General features: G+C 68.6%; 13 protein-coding genes. 5 read left to right on the top strand and 8 right to left on the bottom strand.

All coding sequences use genetic code 11. The features are described from left to right. Positions 1 to 18: 18 nt before the first annotated feature. From iolG to AC5LXK_RS07455, 5 genes are all read right to left on the bottom strand, one after another. Positions 19 to 1,032 (bottom strand): bifunctional inositol 2-dehydrogenase/D-chiro-inositol 1-dehydrogenase, encoded by a 1,014-nt coding sequence (gene iolG, locus AC5LXK_RS07475; RefSeq protein ID WP_493391005.1) that lies wholly within the window; start codon positions 1,030 to 1,032, stop codon positions 19 to 21. A 59-nt stretch (positions 1,033 to 1,091) separates the two neighbouring features. After that, positions 1,092 to 2,003 carry a sugar phosphate isomerase/epimerase family protein gene (locus AC5LXK_RS07470; protein WP_493391004.1) on the bottom strand — a complete coding sequence of 304 codons (912 nt, stop codon included), beginning with the start codon at positions 2,001 to 2,003 and terminating at the stop codon, positions 1,092 to 1,094. A 43-nt stretch (positions 2,004 to 2,046) separates the two neighbouring features. After that, positions 2,047 to 3,072 carry an ABC transporter permease gene (locus tag AC5LXK_RS07465; protein ID WP_493391003.1) on the bottom strand — a complete coding sequence of 342 codons (1,026 nt, stop codon included), beginning with the start codon at positions 3,070 to 3,072 and terminating at the stop codon, positions 2,047 to 2,049. 27 nt (positions 3,073 to 3,099) lie between these two features. Continuing rightward, entirely contained in the window at positions 3,100 to 4,683 is a 1,584-nt protein-coding gene (locus AC5LXK_RS07460; RefSeq protein WP_493391002.1) for a sugar ABC transporter ATP-binding protein, read from the bottom strand. Between the two features lie 68 nt (positions 4,684 to 4,751). Continuing rightward, positions 4,752 to 5,678 (bottom strand): sugar ABC transporter substrate-binding protein, encoded by a 927-nt coding sequence (locus AC5LXK_RS07455; protein ID WP_493391001.1) that lies wholly within the window; start codon positions 5,676 to 5,678, stop codon positions 4,752 to 4,754. A gap of 306 nt (positions 5,679 to 5,984) precedes the next feature. On the opposite strand from AC5LXK_RS07455, the gene AC5LXK_RS07450 reads away from it, so the two are divergent. The 5 genes from AC5LXK_RS07450 (at position 5,985) to AC5LXK_RS07430 (ending at position 12,320) form a co-directional block, all read left to right on the top strand. Then, positions 5,985 to 7,940 carry a bifunctional 5-dehydro-2-deoxygluconokinase/5-dehydro-2-deoxyphosphogluconate aldolase gene (locus tag AC5LXK_RS07450; RefSeq protein WP_493391000.1) on the top strand — a complete coding sequence of 652 codons (1,956 nt, stop codon included), beginning with the start codon at positions 5,985 to 5,987 and terminating at the stop codon, positions 7,938 to 7,940. Positions 7,941 to 7,986: 46 nt separating this feature from the next. After that, a complete protein-coding gene (gene iolD / locus AC5LXK_RS07445; protein WP_493390999.1) occupies positions 7,987 to 9,870 on the top strand; it encodes a 3D-(3,5/4)-trihydroxycyclohexane-1,2-dione acylhydrolase (decyclizing) in 1,884 nt (627 codons plus the stop codon). A 61-nt stretch (positions 9,871 to 9,931) separates the two neighbouring features. Continuing rightward, positions 9,932 to 10,861, top strand: a complete 930-nt coding sequence (iolE, locus tag AC5LXK_RS07440) for a myo-inosose-2 dehydratase (protein ID WP_493390998.1) — start codon at positions 9,932 to 9,934, stop codon at positions 10,859 to 10,861. Positions 10,862 to 10,916: 55 nt separating this feature from the next. Beyond that, complete coding sequence (gene iolB / locus AC5LXK_RS07435; protein WP_493390997.1) at positions 10,917 to 11,735, top strand: 5-deoxy-glucuronate isomerase; 819 nt, start codon at positions 10,917 to 10,919, stop codon at positions 11,733 to 11,735. Between the two features lie 90 nt (positions 11,736 to 11,825). Next, positions 11,826 to 12,320 (top strand): heme-degrading domain-containing protein, encoded by a 495-nt coding sequence (locus AC5LXK_RS07430; RefSeq protein ID WP_493390996.1) that lies wholly within the window; start codon positions 11,826 to 11,828, stop codon positions 12,318 to 12,320. A gap of 22 nt (positions 12,321 to 12,342) precedes the next feature. Here AC5LXK_RS07430 and AC5LXK_RS07425 read toward each other — a convergent pair whose 3' ends face one another. From AC5LXK_RS07425 to AC5LXK_RS07415, 3 genes are all read right to left on the bottom strand, one after another. After that, the gene (locus AC5LXK_RS07425; RefSeq protein WP_493390995.1) at positions 12,343 to 13,794 is read right to left on the bottom strand and encodes an MFS transporter; all 1,452 of its coding nucleotides are present in this window, start codon (positions 13,792 to 13,794) and stop codon (positions 12,343 to 12,345) included. A 75-nt stretch (positions 13,795 to 13,869) separates the two neighbouring features. Next, entirely contained in the window at positions 13,870 to 14,889 is a 1,020-nt protein-coding gene (locus AC5LXK_RS07420) for a cyclase family protein (protein WP_493390994.1), read from the bottom strand. 56 nt (positions 14,890 to 14,945) lie between these two features. Further along, on the bottom strand, positions 14,946 to 16,226 hold the full coding sequence (locus tag AC5LXK_RS07415; RefSeq protein WP_493390993.1) for a CaiB/BaiF CoA transferase family protein: 1,281 nt from the start codon (positions 16,224 to 16,226) through the stop codon (positions 14,946 to 14,948). Positions 16,227 to 16,228 lie beyond the last annotated feature (2 nt).

Here is a 16,228-nt window from a genome sequence, read left to right as displayed (position 1 = left end):
GCGGCGCGCGGCCGCGGGTCAGCCGCGATAGAACGCGGGACGCTCGGCCATCGCGATCGGCTCGACTGCACCGCTCTTCTGCGCCCGCACGCAGGCGTCGGCCGCGACCGCCGCCGCATAGCCGTCCCACGCGGACGGCCCGGTGAGCGCGCCCTGCCGCACGCCGTCGATGAACGCCTGCAGCTCGACGTCGTACGACGCGATGAAACGCTCCTTCCAGTCGGTCATGATCTCGACCGACTGCCGCGCCGCATGCTTGAGCCCGACGGCCGGCGGATCGGGCAGCTTCGCGATGCCCTGCTCGCCGACCACCTCGCATTGAATGTCATAGCCGTACTGGCAGTTCACGAAGATCTCGACGTCGATGCGCACGCCGCTCGCGGTTTCGAGCAGCACGATCTGCGGATCGGCGAGATGCGCGGACGCATGGCGCGTCTTCTTCGGATAGACGACCTGCGTGCTCGTGTAATCCTCGCCGAGCAGCCAGCGCAGCACGTCGAGCTCGTGGATCAGCGTATCGGTGATCGCCATGTCGGTCGTGTAGCGCTCGCCGACCGACTGGTTACGGTGCGCGCAATGCAGCATCAGCGGTGCGCCGATCTCGCCGCTGTCGATCACGCGCTTCAGCGCGCGATAGCCTTCGTCGTACGGCCGCATGAAGCCGACCTGCACGAGCCGCCTGCCGTGCGCGACTTCCGCTTCGACGATCCGCATGCAACCGTCGGCCGTCACCGCGAGCGGCTTTTCGCAGAACACGGGCTTGCCGTGCGCGATCGCATCGAGCACGAACGCTTCGTGCGTCGGCCCCCACGACGTGACGAGCACGGCCTGCACGTCGGCGGCCGCGACCACTTCATGTCCGTCACCGTAGATCTCGGCGTCGAGCCCGTATTTCGTCACCGCATCGCGCGCCTGCTGCGGATCGATGTCGTTGACGGCCACGACGCGTGCACCGGACAGCGTGCGGGTCAGTCTGCGGATATGGTCCTGGCCGATCGCGCCGCAGCCGATCACGCCGATTTGCAAGGTCATCTACGAGTCTCCAGTCGTTCATCAGCGGCGCGGCCCGTGCCGCGCCGGTCAGTCATCAGTCAGCGCGCGGTGCGATCGAAATGACGATCGACGTAGCGCTGGATCGTGTCGCGCATGTAGCGCGACGACGCTTCCGCGCGGTCCTCCCACGCGAACACGCACGACGACATCACGCCGTCGAAGCCTGCCGCGCCGAGCGCGCCGAAAAACAGGTCCCAGTCGATCTCGCCCTGCCCGATGTCGAGATGCTGGTGCACGCGGATCTGGGTCGAGCCGGGCGGGTTCACGATGTAGCGCAGCTGGCTGCTCTTGCGGTGATCGAAGGTGTCGGCCACCCGCACGTGAGCGAGGATCGGCGCGGCCTGCGCGATCATCGCGGCCATGTCGTCGCCGTAATAAAACGTGTGCGGCGCGATGTACGACAGCTTCAGCGACGGCGAGCCGAGGTTCGTGACGATGTCGATCGCCGGCTGCAGCTGCTCGATCCAGTCCTCCGGATGCGGCTCGACCGACAGCACGATGCGCTCGCGCTCGAGGATCGGCAGCAGCTCGTCCATCGACCGGAACCACGCGGCCTCGCACAGCTCCCTCGGGTTCACGCCCGGCCGCTCGCCGACCGAGCGCTCGGGCGACGCGCCGCGCCCGAACTCCGACACCATCAGCGCGCACTCCATTTCGAGCGCCACGTCGATCGCCTTCTTCCAGCACCGCACGGCCCATTGCCGCTCGTCCTCGCACGGGCTCGCCCAGCGGTACATCGGCTGCAGCGACACGAGGCCGACGCCGCTCGCGCGCATCGCCCGGCGAAACGCGGCCATGCGCTCGCGGGTCGCGCGCGGCATCACCCACCAGTCGAGAAAGTCGCTGCGCGGCGACAGCTCGATCTGGTCGTAGCCGAGCTCGGCCACCGCGTGCGGCAGCCGGTCGAGCGGCAGGTGGCGAATCATGTAAGGGTCCAGCGCGATCTTCATCGGGCGTCCTTCGCGAAGGCGGGTTCCGTGCGCACGCGTACGCTCAGCGACGCGTCTTCTTGTTGCGGTACTGGTCGGCGATCACGGCCGCGACAATGATCGCGCCCTTCACCATCTCCTGGTAATACGCGTCGATGCGGATGAACGTGAAGCCCGAGGTCATCACGCCGAGGATCAGCACGCCGATCACGGTGCCCGTCACGCGGCCGAGGCCGCCCGACAGCGACGTGCCGCCGATCACGACAGCCGCGATCGCATCGAGCTCGTACATCACGCCCATGCCCGACTGGCCGGAGATCGCACGGGCGGCCGTCACGGTGCCCGCGATGCCGCTCAGGAGGCCCGCGATCGCATAGACGAAGATCAGGTGCCGCGTGACGTTGATACCCGACACGACGGCCGCGTGACGGTTCGCGCCGATCGCATAGGTGTACTTGCCGAAACGCGTGTAGCGCAGCACGACGTGGAAGATCGCCGCGATCACGAGAAAGATGATCACCGGATTGGCGCCCGAGCCGATGGCCGCGAACGGGTCGGTCAGCATCGACACCGGCATCCCGTTGGTGAACCACTTCGCGAAGCCGCGCGCGGCGACCATCGTGCCGAGCGTCGCGATGAACGGCGGGATGCCCGTCATCGCGATCAGCGTGCCGTTCAGCAGGCCGACCAGCAGCCCGACGCACACGCCGGCCAGCACCGGCCAGATGATCGGCAGGTCGGTCAGGTGCGGAAACACGGCGCGCGGGAAATCCGACACCTGCGCGAGGCTCGCCGATACGACGGCGGCGGCCGCAACGACCGACCCCGACGACAGGTCGATCCCGCTGGTGATGATCACGAGGTTCACGCCGACCGCGATGATGCCGATCACGGCCATCTGCAGCACGATGATCTCGAGCCGCTCGGTATTGAACAGGAAGCTCTGGCCGACGACGATCCAGCCGACGATCTCGAAGAACAGGCTGATGCCGACCAGCACGAGGAAGATGCTCAGCTCGGGCGGCCACTTCGCGTGCCGCGACTTGAGTGTCATGGTCTGCGCATCCGCGACCGGGTTCAGGTTGCCCATTTCAGTTGTCTCCAATCTTGTTGCGGCTCAGCGCGACGCGAGATCCATGATGCGGACCTGGTCGGCGTCCTTGCGATCGACGATGCCGGTCATGCGCCCTTCGTGCATCACCATCACGCGATCGCTCATCCCCAGCACTTCCGGCATCTCCGACGAGATCATCAGCACCGCGACGCCCTTGCCGGCGAGCGCGCTGACGAGCCGGTGGATCTCGGCCTTCGCGCCGACGTCGATGCCGCGCGTCGGTTCGTCGAGAATCAGGATGCGCGGCTGCGTGAGCAGCCAGCGGCCGATCAGCACCTTCTGCTGGTTGCCGCCCGACAGGTTCTGGATTTCCTCGTGCAGACCGGGCGACTTCACGCGCAGCGTCCGGCTCATTTCTTCGCAGTCGCGCTTCAACTGCGCCTGCTGCACGAAGTTGAACTTCACGTAGCGGTGGCTGAGCACCGCCGCCTCCATGTTCGCGAGCAGGTCGAGATTCAGGAAGCAGCCGGTGTCCTTGCGATCCTCGGTGAGGAACGCCATCCCGTGCTTCATCGCCTGCGCGGGCGTCGCGATCCGCACCGGCTTGCCGTCGATGCGGATCTCGCCCGACGTGGCCGGCACGACGCCGAACAGCGCCTCCGCGACGTTCGAGCGCCCCGACCCGACGAGGCCCGCGACGCCGAGGATCTCGCCCGCGCGCAGCTCGAAGCTCACGTCGCGGAACACGCCGTCGACGCCGAGATCCTTCACCGCCAGCACGACGTCGCCGATCGGCACTTCTTCCTTCGGGAACATCTGCGTGATCTCGCGCCCGACCATCATGCGGATGATGTCGTCGCGCGTGACGTCGCTCGACGCATGCGTGCCGATGTACTTGCCGTCGCGGAACACCGAGAACTCGTCGGCGATCTCGAACAGCTCGTTCATCTTGTGCGTGATGTAGACGATGCCCTTGCCCTGCTCGCGCAGCTGGCGAATGATCCGGAACAGGTGCGTGACTTCCTTGTCGGTCAGCGCGGAGGTCGGCTCGTCCATGATCAGCACGTCCGAGTCGAACGACACGGCCTTCGCGATCTCGACCATCTGGCGGCTCGCGACCGTCAGCGTCTGCACGTCGGTTTCCGGATCGATGTCGATCGACAGCCGCTCGAACAGCGCGGCCGTACGGCGGCGCAGCTCCGCGTGGTCGATCAGGCCGAAGCGGTTCTTCGGTTCGCGGCGGATCCAGATGTTCTCCGCGACCGTCATGTACGGCATCAGGTTGAGTTCCTGGTGGATCATCGCGATCCCGCGGTCGAGCGCATCGAGCGGGCCGTTCAGCACAACCGGTTCGCCGTTGATCAGGATCTCGCCCTGGTCGGGCGTGTAGACGCCCGCGATGATCTTCATCAGCGTGGACTTGCCGGCGCCGTTCTCGCCCATCAGTGCATGAACGGTGCCGCGGCGCACGCGGAACTGCACGCCGTCGAGCGCGACGACGCCGGGAAAGGACTTGCCGACGCCGCGCACCTCGAGCACGCAGTCGGCCGCGGAAGAAGCCGGCGCAGCGGCCTCGCCGGCCGCGCCGGGCGAAGCGGCCGACGCATCGTCACCGGCCATCGGGCGCGCGACTCTGGCTGTAAACATGGACGTTCCTCGACAAGTCGCGCGCGAACCCGGCCGTGCCGGGCCCGCGCAGTTCAACGGATCGCCGCTCAGTGCTTGGCGTACTGGTTCATGTTCTCGGGCGTCACGAGTTCGAACGGCACGTTCACGTAACGGTCGACGGGCTGCTTCTTCGCGAGCTTGAGCGCAGCGGCCACCGCCTGCGCACCCTGCCCGGCCGCGTTCTGGTACACGGACACCTTCAGGTCGCCGCTCTTCATCGACGCGAGCCCGTCCGGCGTCGCGTCGATACCCGCGACGATCGTCTTCGGCGTCCACTTGCGGGCCGCCTTCAGCGCATTGATCGCGCCGATCGCCATCTCGTCGTTGTTGGAGATGATCGCGTCGTACTTCATGCCGGAGCTCAGCCAGTTCATCGTGATGTCCTGGCCCTGCGTGCGGCTCCACTTGCCTTCGCGCTTGTCGACGATCTTCATGCCCGAGCAATCCTTCGTCGCGATCACGTCCTCGATGTCCTTGGTGCGGGCGCGCGCCGATTCGTTGGACAGCTCGCCCATCAGCACGAGGATGTCGCCCTTGCCGCCGAGCAGCTTGCACACCTGGCGCGCCTGCAGCGTGCCCGACTGCTTTTCGTCGGACGCGACGACCGCGACGCCCGCCGGCAGCTTGTCGAAATCGACCGGCTTGCGGTTCACGTAGACGAGCGGGATCTTCGCTGCCGTCACCATCTTCGTGATCTTCGGCGTCGCGTCGGTATCGACCGCGTTCACGATGATCGCGTCGACCTTCTGCGCGATCATGTTCTGGACCTGGCTCAACTGCTTGCCGACGTCATTGCCGCCGTCCTCGATCTGCACGGTCGCACCGTCCTTCTTCGCCGAATCGGCGATGCTGTTGCGCAGGATGGTCAGGAACGTGTCGTCGAACGACGCCATCGTCACGCCGATCTTCTCGGCATGCGCGAGCGGCGCAGCCAGGATTGCGGCGGCCGCGACGGCCATCAGCTTGGTCTTCATGATCAATCTGTCTCCTCATCTCCGGGGGGCGGAAGACGGCGCGTTGCGCGCCGCCGGGCCAAGTCCGATACGGACTGAAGCATCCGGATGAAACTGTAGATCACTTCCTCGAAAATTTGGAAATTTATTTCTACGTGATTTCACCTAGGGAACTGGATTTCCAAAAAGTCTAGACTGCGTCCGTAGCCCGATTCCCTGCGGCAGGCAGTCCCGCGTCGTGCAGCGCACGTTGCGGACTGCGGCCAGAGGATCGGTCCCCTAATCTGCCGGCAGCGCCGAACGCCGGCCGCGAGCGTGACACGTGATATGAGCCAGCTGAACTTTCCGAGTGACCGCCCCATCGATCTCGCCTGCCTCGGCCGCGTGGCCGTGGATCTCTATGCGCAGCAGTACGGCAGCCGGCTGGAAGACGCGCGCAGCTTCCAGATGTATCTCGGCGGCTCGTCGGGCAACGTCGCATTCGGCGTCGCGCGGCTCGGGCTGAAGACCGCGATGATTTCGCGCGTCGGCGACGAGCAGATGGGCCGCTTCCTGCGCGAAACGCTCGAACGCGAAGGCTGCGACACGAGCCAGCTGCAGACCGACCGCGAACGCCTCACCGCGCTGGTGTTGCTCGGGCTGAAGGATCGCGACACGTTCCCGCTGCTGTTCGTGCGGGAGAACTGTGCGGACATGGCCGTGCGCGCCGACGAGATCAGCGAGGACTTCATCGCCGGTTGTCGCGCGCTGTCGATCACCGGTACGCACCTGTCGACGCCGGCCACGCGCGAAGCGTCGCTGACCGCGCTCGGCCATGCGCGCCGCCACGGCGTCGTGCGGATCCTCGACATCGACTACCGGCCCGTGCTGTGGGGGCTGACCGCGCGCGGCGCCGGCGAGAACCGCTACGTGCCGGATGCACAGGTGACGCGGCAGCTGCAGCAGGTACTCGGCGAATTCGACCTGCTGGTCGGCACCGAGGAGGAATTCCTGATCGCGGGCGGCGCGCCGCACGACCTGATCGGCTCGCTGCAGGCGGTACGCAACATCACGAACGCGACCTTGGTCGTCAAGCGCGGCGCGCTCGGCTGCTGCGTGATCGAAGGCGACGTGCCGGCCGGCATCGACGAGGCGCCGACGTTCCTCGGCGAACGCGTCGAGGTGCTCAACGTGCTCGGCGCGGGCGACGCATTCCTGTCGGGCCTGCTGTCGGGGCTGCTGCGTGGCCGCGACTGGGCCGAATCGACACGCATCGCGAACGCGTGCGGCGCGATCGTCGTGTCGCGCCATGCCTGCTCGGCCGCGATGCCGACGCCGGCCGAACTCGCGCACTGGTTCGACGGCAGCCGCAATCCCGTGGTCGACGCCGACCGCACGCTCGCCCACCTGCACCGCGTGACGGTGCCGCGCCGCGAATGGGACGACCTGTGCGTGATGGCGTTCGACCATCGCAGCCAGTTCTACGAACTCGCGGTGCAGGCCGGTGCGGACGAAGCACGGATCAAGATGCTGAAGCGCCTGCTCGTGCGCGCGGTCGAACAGGTCGAGCGCGATCGTCATATCGAAGGCCACGTCGGCGTGCTGATCGACGGCGGCGCCTACGGCAGCGACGCGCTCGCGTCGGCCACCGGGCGCGGCTGGTGGGTCGGCCGCCCGGTCGAGCTGCCGGGGTCGCGGCCGCTGCGTTTCGACGAGACGCGCTCGGTCGGCTCGTCGCTCACGCACTGGCCGACCGAACAGGTCGTGAAGTGCCTCGTCCACTACCACCCCGACGACAACGTCGACCTGCGCGTCGAGCAGGAGCAGCGCGTGCTGGAGCTGTGGGAAGCCACGCGCGCCAGCGGCAACGAGCTGCTGCTGGAAATGATTCCGCCGCGCGCGGTCACGCCGGCCGGCACCGAGGACGACGCGGTGCTGCGCACGGTCGCGCGCTTCTACAACCTCGGCGTGAAACCCGAATGGTGGAAGCTCACGCCGCTGAGCGCTGACGGCTGGACGCGGCTCGCCGCGCTGATCGCCGAGCGCGACCCGCATTGCCGCGGCGCGGTGATCCTCGGGCTGAACCAGCCGCTGCAGTATCTCGTCGACAGCTTCCGCTCGGCGACCAACCCGATCGTCAAGGGCTTCATGGTCGGGCGCACGCTGTGGGCCGATGCGTCGCTGAACTGGTTCGCCGGCCGCATCGACGACCAGGCGCTGATCGACGAAGTCGCCGGCAACTTCACGCAGCTCGTCGACGCATGGCTCGGCCGCCGTGCCGCCGCGCGCGCCGCCGCAGCTTGATGCATGTGCCCGTGACGACCACCCGACACCTCTCTATCGACCGACGATGACCACCACCGTGAGACTGACCGTCAGCCAGGCGCTCGTGCGCTACCTGGCCGCCCTGCGCGCCGAAGTCGTCCAGCCGGACGGCCGCACCGAGATCCTGCCGTACTGCGGCGGCGTGTTCGCGATCTTCGGCCACGGCAACGTGGCCGGGCTCGGCGAAGCGCTGCATGCCGAGAAAGAACGGCTGCCGACGTTCCGCGCGCACAACGAACAAGGGATGGCCAACGCGGCCGTCGCGTTCGCGAAAGCGAATTTCCGCCAGCGGATGATGGCCGCGACGTCGAGCATCGGCCCCGGCGCGACCAACATGCTGACGTCCGCCGCGCTTGCGCACGTCGGCCGGCTGCCGCTGCTGCTGCTGCCCGGCGACGTATTCGTGTCGCGGTTGCCCGACCCGGTGCTGCAGCAGGTCGAGGATTTCGAACAGGGCGACGTCAGCGCGAACGACTGCTTCCGGCCCGTGACGCGCTATTTCGACCGCATCACGTCGCCCGAGCAGTTGCTCGTCGCGTTGCCGCGCGCGATCCAGGTGATGACCGATCCCGCGCAGTGCGGCCCCGTGTGTCTCGCGCTGCCGCAGGACGTGCAGACGTTCGCGTACGACTGGCCCGAGGATTTCTTCGCGCCGCCGGTGATCCGGACGCGCCGGCCGCCGGCCGACGCGCTCGAGCTCGCCGATGCCATCGATGTGCTGAAGGCCGCGAAGAAGCCGCTGATCGTCGCCGGCGGCGGCGTGCTGTACAGCCAGGCGTGGGACGCGCTGCGCGCGTTCGCCGACGCACACGGCGTGCCGGTCGCCGAATCGCAGGCCGGCAAGGGCAGCCTCGCGTGGGATCACCCGCTGAACCTCGGGGCGATCGGCGTGACGGGCTCACCCGCCGCGAACCGCGCGGCCGCGCAGGCCGACGTCGTGTTCGCGGTCGGCACGCGGCTGCAGGATTTCACGACCGGCTCGCATGCGCTGTTCGGCGAAGCAACGCTGCTCAGCCTGAACGTGCAGCCGTTCGACGCCGGCAAGAAACGCGGCCGGCAACTCGTCGCCGATGCGCGCACGGGCCTCGGCCAGTTGTCGGCCGCGCTGGCCGGCTGGCATGCCGATCCGGCCTGGAGCGCCGCGAGCCGCGACCAGGCCGCCGCGTGGAACGCGCGCGTGACCGACCTGACGACGCGCATCCCGAAGGACACGCTGCCGTACGACGCGGAAGTGATCGGCGCGGTGCGCGACTCCGCGGCCGACGCAGGGCGCGACAGCGCGCGCGACGATCTCGTCGTCTGCGCGGCGGGTACGCTGCCGGCCGAGCTGCACAAGCTGTGGCGCAGCGGCGTGCCGGGCAACTACCACATGGACTACGCGTACTCGTGCATGGGCTACGAGGTCGCGGGCGGCCTCGGCGCGAAGCTCGCGCGGCCCGAACGCGAAGTGATCGTGATCGTCGGCGACGGCTCGTACATGATGCTCAACGCGGAGCTCGCGACGTCCGTGATGCTCGGCCGCAAGCTGATCGTGGTGATCCTCGACAACCGCGGCTACGGCTGCATCGAGCGGCTGCAGCTGAACTGCGGCGGCGCGAGCTTCAACAACATGCTCGACGACTGCGTGCCCGAAGGCGGCGAGCGCTCGACGATCGATTTCGCGATGCATGCGCGCGCAATGGGCGCCGACGCCGTGCACGTGCGCGACATCGGCGAATTGCGCCAGGAGATGAAGCGCGCCCGCGCGGCGAAGAAGAGCCAGGTGCTCGTGATCGATACCACGCACCGGCGCACGACCGACGATGGCGGCGCATGGTGGGAAGTCGCGGTGCCGCAGGTGTCCGGACGCGCCGGCGTCGAGGACGCACACCGCGCGTATCTCGACGCAAAAACCCGGCAGCGGCGTTGATCGCGCACGCCGCCCGCGAAATCACCTGACAAGCACACCCTCCGAACCAAGGAAACACGTCATGAGCTGGAACGTCCGCATCGGCATCAACCCCCTGTCGTGGATGAACGACGACCTGCCGTCGCTTGGCGGCGAGACGCCGCTCGAAACGGCACTGAAGGAAGGCGCCGAAATCGGCTATGCGGGCTTCGAGCTCGGCAACAAGTTTCCGAAGACGGGCCCCGCGCTGAAGGCGAAGCTCGCCGAGTTCGGGCTCGTGTGCGTATCGGGCTGGTATTCGGGCTTCCTCGCGGAAGTCGCGCCGGGCATGAGCGACGCCGATGCGGTCGCGGCGGAACTCGAGCGCTGCCGCGAGCACATGACGAAGCTGCAGTTCAACGACGTGAAGGTCGTCGTCTACGGCGAATGCGCGGGCACGATCCAGGGCAGCATCGAGACGCCGGTCGCGAAGCGGCCGCGCTTCGTCGACGACGCGGCCTGGCAGCGCTACGCGGCGCGCCTCGACGCGTTCGGCGCGCACCTGCTCGACACGTACGGGATCAAGCTCGCCTACCATCACCACATGGGCGCGTACGTCGAATCGCCGGACGACGTCGACCGGCTGATGGCATTGACCGATCCGGCGAAGGTGTTCCTGCTGTTCGACACCGGCCACGCGTATTTCGGCGGCGCGGCCGACCCGGTGACGCTGCTGAAGAAACACGTGGCGCGCGTCGCGCACGTGCATTGCAAGGATGTGCGGCCGCAGGTGATCACGCAGGCGCGCAACGACGGCTGGAGCTTCCTGAACGGCGTGATCAACGGCACGTTCACGGTGCCGGGCGACGGCGCGCTCGACTACGACGCGACGCTGCGCACGCTGAAGGACGCCGGCTACGAAGGCTGGCTCGTCGTCGAGGCCGAGCAGGATCCGGCCGTCGCGCCGAGCTACGCGTATGCGAAAAAGGGCTACGAATCGCTGCGTGCGATCGTCGACCGGTTGAACGCGTAAATGCGCACGAATGCGTCCGGGTGTTGAGCCCTACCTTATTGCGGAGCCCCACGTCATGACGATTTCCCCCCTGCTGGTCAAGGCCTCTGCCGACCGCGAAATCTGCAACGTCACGCCCGAGTCGGCCGGCTGGAAGCACGTCGGCTTTCGCGCGCTGCGCCTGAAGGCCGGCGACACCGAAACGCTCGACACCGGCGCACGCGAGCTGTGCATCGTCGTGCTGACGGGCACCGTGCGTGCCGAAGTCGACGGCGAAACCCACGACGCGCTCGGCACGCGCGACAGCGTCTTCGAGGAAGTCTCGCCGGACGCGTTGTACGTGCCGGGCGGCAAGCGCGTCACGCTGGTCGCGACGCGCGATGCGGAAGTCGCGCTGTGCACCGCGCCGTACGCGAGCGGCGACAAGCCCGTGCGGCGCCTCGACGGCGAACGGATGCGCCGCTCGGTGCGCGGGCAAGGCACCAACACGCGCTACGTGTGCGACATCCTGATGGGCGACAACCCGGCTGCCGACCGGCTGCTCGTCGTCGAAGTCGTCACGCCGGCCAGCCATTCGAGCAGTTATCCGCCGCACAAGCACGACCGCGACGCGGCACCCGACGAAACCTCGCTCGAGGAAACCTACTATCACCGGATCGATCCGCCGCAGGGTTTCGCATTCCAGCGCGTGTACACGGACGACCGCAGCCTCGACGAAGCGTGTGCAGTCGAGAACCACGACGTCGTGATGGTGCCGCGCGGCTACCACCCGGTCGTCGCGCCGCACGGCTACAACCTGTACTACCTGAACGTGATGGCCGGACCGAGCCGCGCGTGGGCGTTCAAGAACGACCCCGCGCACGAGTGGATGCTCGACGCGGCGCCGACTCGCTGAAGCACTGAACGGACGACGGGCCCGCGCGCGGCCCGTGACGATGCGACGCCCGGCACGCGCACACTGAGCCGGCGACGCCACGGAGCCGCCATGGTGACGACCCTCTTTCGCCTCGAACCCCATCCTTTCGACGACGACGCGTCGAATCCGGCGCTGCCGCGCTTCAATGCGGCCATCGCACGGCGGATCGGGGAAATCGCGGTCAACCTCGCGACGCGGCGCGGGCTGCCGATCGCGGTGAGCATCGTCGGCGAGCGGGCACCGCTGTTCTACTGCGCGCTCGACGGCAGCCGCGCGGACGACAGCGATGCCATTCGCCGCCGGCAGAACACGGTGCTGCGCTTCGGCCTGAGTTCGCTCGCGGTCGGCGCGCGCTTTCGCCGCGCCGGCTGGTCGCTGCAATCGCAGGGCCTGTCGGACGACGACTATGCGCTCGACGGCGGCGGCGTACCGTTGCGGATCGCCAGCGCGGGCATCGTCGGCGCGATGACGATCGCCGGGATCGACGACGCACGCGATCACGCGCTCGTCGTCGAATGCCTGCGCTGGCACGTCGGCGCGCATGCGCTGGCGATGAGCCCGTAGCAGCCGTTGCGCGATCGCGCCGTCACGAACGGCGCGTCGGCAGCACGTCGAGTGCGCGCACCGGCCGGGTCGTCGCGGCAGCGCCGGCGTCGTCTTCCGGCATATCGTCGAGCGACCGGTTGTTGGTGCGCGGCCCGAACGCGCCGATCGACAGCATCACGATCAGCATGCTGCCGCCGATCAGCGCGAACACGGCCGACACGCCGGCCCGCTCGAGCAGCAGCGCGACGATGAAACTGCTGGCGGCCCCGGTCAGGCGGCCGATCGAATGCACGAAACCGAGCGCGCGGCCACGGATCGCGGTCGGAAACAGTTCCGACTGATACGCGGTACCGTTGCTCGCGAGCACTGTGCTCGACAGCGTGACGAGCAGGCCGAACGCGATCACGAACGGCGCTTGCGCCGATATCGCGAACGCGCTGCCGAACAGCGCAACGCCGAATGCCGACGCGACGATCAACCACTTGCGCTCGATCCGGTCCGCGAGCAGGCCGGCGACGAGCGGCGATACCGGATAGGCGAACGCGATCACGAACGCATAGCCGAGACTCTTCGCGACGGTGGCGCCCTGGGCGGCGAGCAGCGTCGGCAGCCATTGGCTGAAGCCGAAGAAGCCGATGCTCAGGAAGCCGTTGAACGCGATCAGCATCGCGGTGCGGCCGCGGTGCCGCGCATCCCACATCGACGGTGCGCGTCGCGCGGGTTGCGCGACGGCGGCCGGCAGCCCGACCGCAGGCAGCGGCCGGCCGGATTCGCGCTCCACCATGTGTTCGAGTTGCTGCACGATGCGCTCGGCCTCCGCTTCCCGGCCGACACCGACGAGCCAGCGCGGCGACTCCGGCAGGCGCGACTGCAGCCACCAGACGACCACCGCCCCGCTACCGCCGAGCAGCACGACCCAGCGCCATCCGGACCAGCCGAGCGGCTCGCGCGGCACCCAGAGCCACGACACGAATGCGAGCACCGGCATGGCCAGATACCCGACGGCGAAGCAGACGGCGAATGCGCGACCCCGCACCGCCTTCGGCACCAGCTCGGTCAGGAACGCGCCGATCGTGATCAGCTCCGCGCCGACGCCGCAGCCCGCGACGAAGCGGCACGCGAGCACGCCGAGCGCGCTCGACTGCACGCACATCATCAGGCTCGCGGCGGTATAGAGCAGCAGCGCACCGGTGAACAGCGCGCGGCGCCCGTAGCGGTCCGCCAGACGCGACACGAACATTTCGCCGACGAACAGCCCGACGAACGTCGCCGCGCCGAGCGCACCCTGATCCGACATGCCGAACACGCCGCGGGCCCCGGTGTGAAAGATGCCGTCGCGAATCAGCCCGGGCGGCAGATAGGTCATCTGGAACAGGTCGTAGACCTCGAAAAAACCGCCGATGCTCAGGAACAGCACGAGCTTCCAGATACCGGCGGTCGCAGGCAGGCGATCGATGCGCGCGGCGAGCGATGCCGCAAGGGAGTCAGACATGGCGAGTCCTCGGTAGTCGCCCGCGCGGCGCACGGGACGGCGGTCATGACGCGGCGCGGGCCGCGCGGCGGGCTGTCACACGGTGGCGACCGGATTGACCGGCGAGCCGACGAGGCCGCGCAGATGCAGCGGCGGCGCGGTCAGCAGGAAGCGGCTGCGGCGATGTTCGTGCAGCCAGTCCGCCAGCGGCGTCAGGTGCCACAGCTCGCCGAGATGGATGCCGAGCTTGAACAGGCACAGCTCATGCAGCGGCATCAGCGCGCCGGGCTGCGCGCGCGGCGGCGCATCGTGCGGGCGCTCCTCGACCGCGTGGTTGTCGGCCGCGAGCGCGGCGAGCCCCGACGCATCGATCCAGTTCAGCAGGCGCTCGTCGGCGCCGTCCAGCACGCAGCACACGGGCGGCGCACCGGTCTCGCCGCGCGTGGCCGCCTCGAGCAGGCGATCGGCGAAACCCGTGTGCACGCACACGATATCGCCGCGCTCGACGCGCACGCCATCCGCGTGCAGCACCGCCATCCAGTCGTCGAAGCCGACCTTGCGCCGCACGTCGCCGAAGTGGCGGCGCAGGTCCACCATCACGCCGCGTCCCTGCACGCCGGTGCGTGCCATCACCTCGATGCCGAGCGCCCGCGCGCCGCCTTCGGGCGCGCCGGTGTCCGGCACGCGGATATGCTCGCCCATCCGGTAGCCGTTGTAGAACACGCGGGCCCTTTCCCCGTCGCCCGCCGGATCGAACAGCGAGCCGACGTGCGACAGCGCATCCCATTGCGTCGAGAACTGCGAGTGCATGCAGAACGCGTCGTCGCACACCACATCGGTTGCGTTCGCCACCTGTTCGTCGGCGCGATAGCCGAAGTACGGCTTGTCGCCCAGCAGCGCTGGCATGACCGCCGGCGGGCGCCGCCGCGCGTTCAGTCCGCCGCCGCGCGGCACGTCGAGCGGCAGGCTCAGCGAAAACACGCGGCCTTCGCGCACTTCCGCGACGCCGCGCAGCACGGCGTCGGGCGTCAGCCAGTTCAGGCGCCCTTTCTGGTCGTCCGGGCCGAAATCGCCCCAGTTCGAGCCGGCGGGGCGATGGGTCCAACGCGGATTCATGGTGTCTCCTCCATGCAATGTCCGGTGCATCCGGTATCTGTCGGTGCGCGTCCCGCTTACCGCGAACGGATCACGCCCAGCGCGGCGAGCCGCGCGTACTCGTGCTCGCCGAGCAGCGGCTGCAGGATTTCGAGGTTGTGTTCGCCGAGCGCGGGCGCGGGCCGGCGGAATGCGCCGGGCGTGCCCGACAGGCGCGGCGTGACGTTGTGCATCGGCAGGCTGCCGACGTCGTCGTCGGGCAGTTCGACCAGCGCCTCGCGCTCGATCACGTAGCGATCCGCGACGATCTGCGCGATGTCCTGGATCGGCCCGGCCGTCACGCCCGCTTCCTCGAAGAACGCGAGATTGATATCGAGATCGCGCGCGGCGATGAATTCGCCGACGATCGCATCGAGCGCTTCCGCATGCCGCACGCGCAGCACGTTGGTGGCATAGCGCGGATCGTCGATCAGGTCCGCGCGGCCGATCGCGCGGAACAGCCGCTCGGCCATCGCCTGCGTCGAACTCGACAGGCACAGCCATTTGCCGTCGCGGGTGCGATACGCATTGCGCGGCGCGGTATTGGTCGAGCGGCTGCCGGTGCGCGGCTTGATCTCGCCGGTCATCACGTAGTTCGCCGCGGCCGGCCCGAGGATCGACAGCAGCGGCTCGAACAGCGACACGTCGATCACCTGCCCCGCCGCACGCTGCGTGCCGCGCGCATGCAGCGCGACCAGCACGGCGAGCGCGCCGGACATCCCGGCCGTCATGTCGGCGAGAAACATCGGCGGGAGCACCGGCTCGCGATCGGCGAACCCGTTGATCGCCGCGAAGCCCGCATAGCCTTCGGCGAGCGTGCCGAAACCCGGCTTGTGGCGATACGGCCCGGTCTGCCCCCAGCCGGAGATCCGCGCGATCACCAGCTCCGGGCGGATCGCGAGCAGGTCGTCGGGGCCGAGCCCCATCCGCTCGGCGACGCCAGGCTTGAAGCTCTCGATGAATACGTCCGCGTCGCGCACCAGCCGGCGCACGATGTCGACGCCCTCCGGCGTGCGCAGGTCGACGCACACGCTGCGCTTGTTGCGGCCGTACACCTTCCAGTTCGTGCTGATGCCGCCCGCGCCGACCGCGCGCAGCGTATCGCCGCGCTCGCTTTCGACCTTCACGACGTCCGCGCCGAAATCGGCGAGCTGCACGCTCAGCATGTTGCCGGCCATCAGGCGCGACAGATCGACCACGCGCACGCCGGACAGCGGCCCGGCGGCGTCTGCATCGAATGTTTTGGGGCGGATCGGGCCGGTGGGCGCGCGACGATGCGCGCCGGCCGCGCGGGCGGCCTGCGTGTCTGAAACGGACATGA

The sequence above is a fragment of the Burkholderia pulmonis genome (assembly GCF_984667975.1).
This window is presented reverse-complemented; position numbering and strand designations above follow the sequence as displayed.

Bases quoted from the DNA above. Each gene is read 5' to 3' on its own strand.
- iolG (WP_493391005.1), bottom strand. From the start codon at position 1,032: ATGACCTTGCAAATCGGCGTGATCGGCTGCGGCGCGATCGGCCAGGAC.
- AC5LXK_RS07470 (WP_493391004.1), bottom strand. From the start codon at position 2,003: ATGAAGATCGCGCTGGACCCTTACATGATTCGCCACCTGCCGCTCGAC.
- AC5LXK_RS07465 (WP_493391003.1), bottom strand. From the start codon at position 3,072: ATGGGCAACCTGAACCCGGTCGCGGATGCGCAGACCATGACACTCAAG.
- AC5LXK_RS07460 (WP_493391002.1), bottom strand. From the start codon at position 4,683: ATGTTTACAGCCAGAGTCGCGCGCCCGATGGCCGGTGACGATGCGTCG.
- AC5LXK_RS07455 (WP_493391001.1), bottom strand. From the start codon at position 5,678: ATGAAGACCAAGCTGATGGCCGTCGCGGCCGCCGCAATCCTGGCTGCG.
- AC5LXK_RS07450 (WP_493391000.1), top strand. From the start codon at position 5,985: ATGAGCCAGCTGAACTTTCCGAGTGACCGCCCCATCGATCTCGCCTGC.
- iolD (WP_493390999.1), top strand. From the start codon at position 7,987: ATGACCACCACCGTGAGACTGACCGTCAGCCAGGCGCTCGTGCGCTAC.
- iolE (WP_493390998.1), top strand. From the start codon at position 9,932: ATGAGCTGGAACGTCCGCATCGGCATCAACCCCCTGTCGTGGATGAAC.
- iolB (WP_493390997.1), top strand. From the start codon at position 10,917: ATGACGATTTCCCCCCTGCTGGTCAAGGCCTCTGCCGACCGCGAAATC.
- AC5LXK_RS07430 (WP_493390996.1), top strand. From the start codon at position 11,826: ATGGTGACGACCCTCTTTCGCCTCGAACCCCATCCTTTCGACGACGAC.
- AC5LXK_RS07425 (WP_493390995.1), bottom strand. From the start codon at position 13,794: ATGTCTGACTCCCTTGCGGCATCGCTCGCCGCGCGCATCGATCGCCTG.
- AC5LXK_RS07420 (WP_493390994.1), bottom strand. From the start codon at position 14,889: ATGAATCCGCGTTGGACCCATCGCCCCGCCGGCTCGAACTGGGGCGAT.
- AC5LXK_RS07415 (WP_493390993.1), bottom strand. From the start codon at position 16,226: ATGTCCGTTTCAGACACGCAGGCCGCCCGCGCGGCCGGCGCGCATCGT.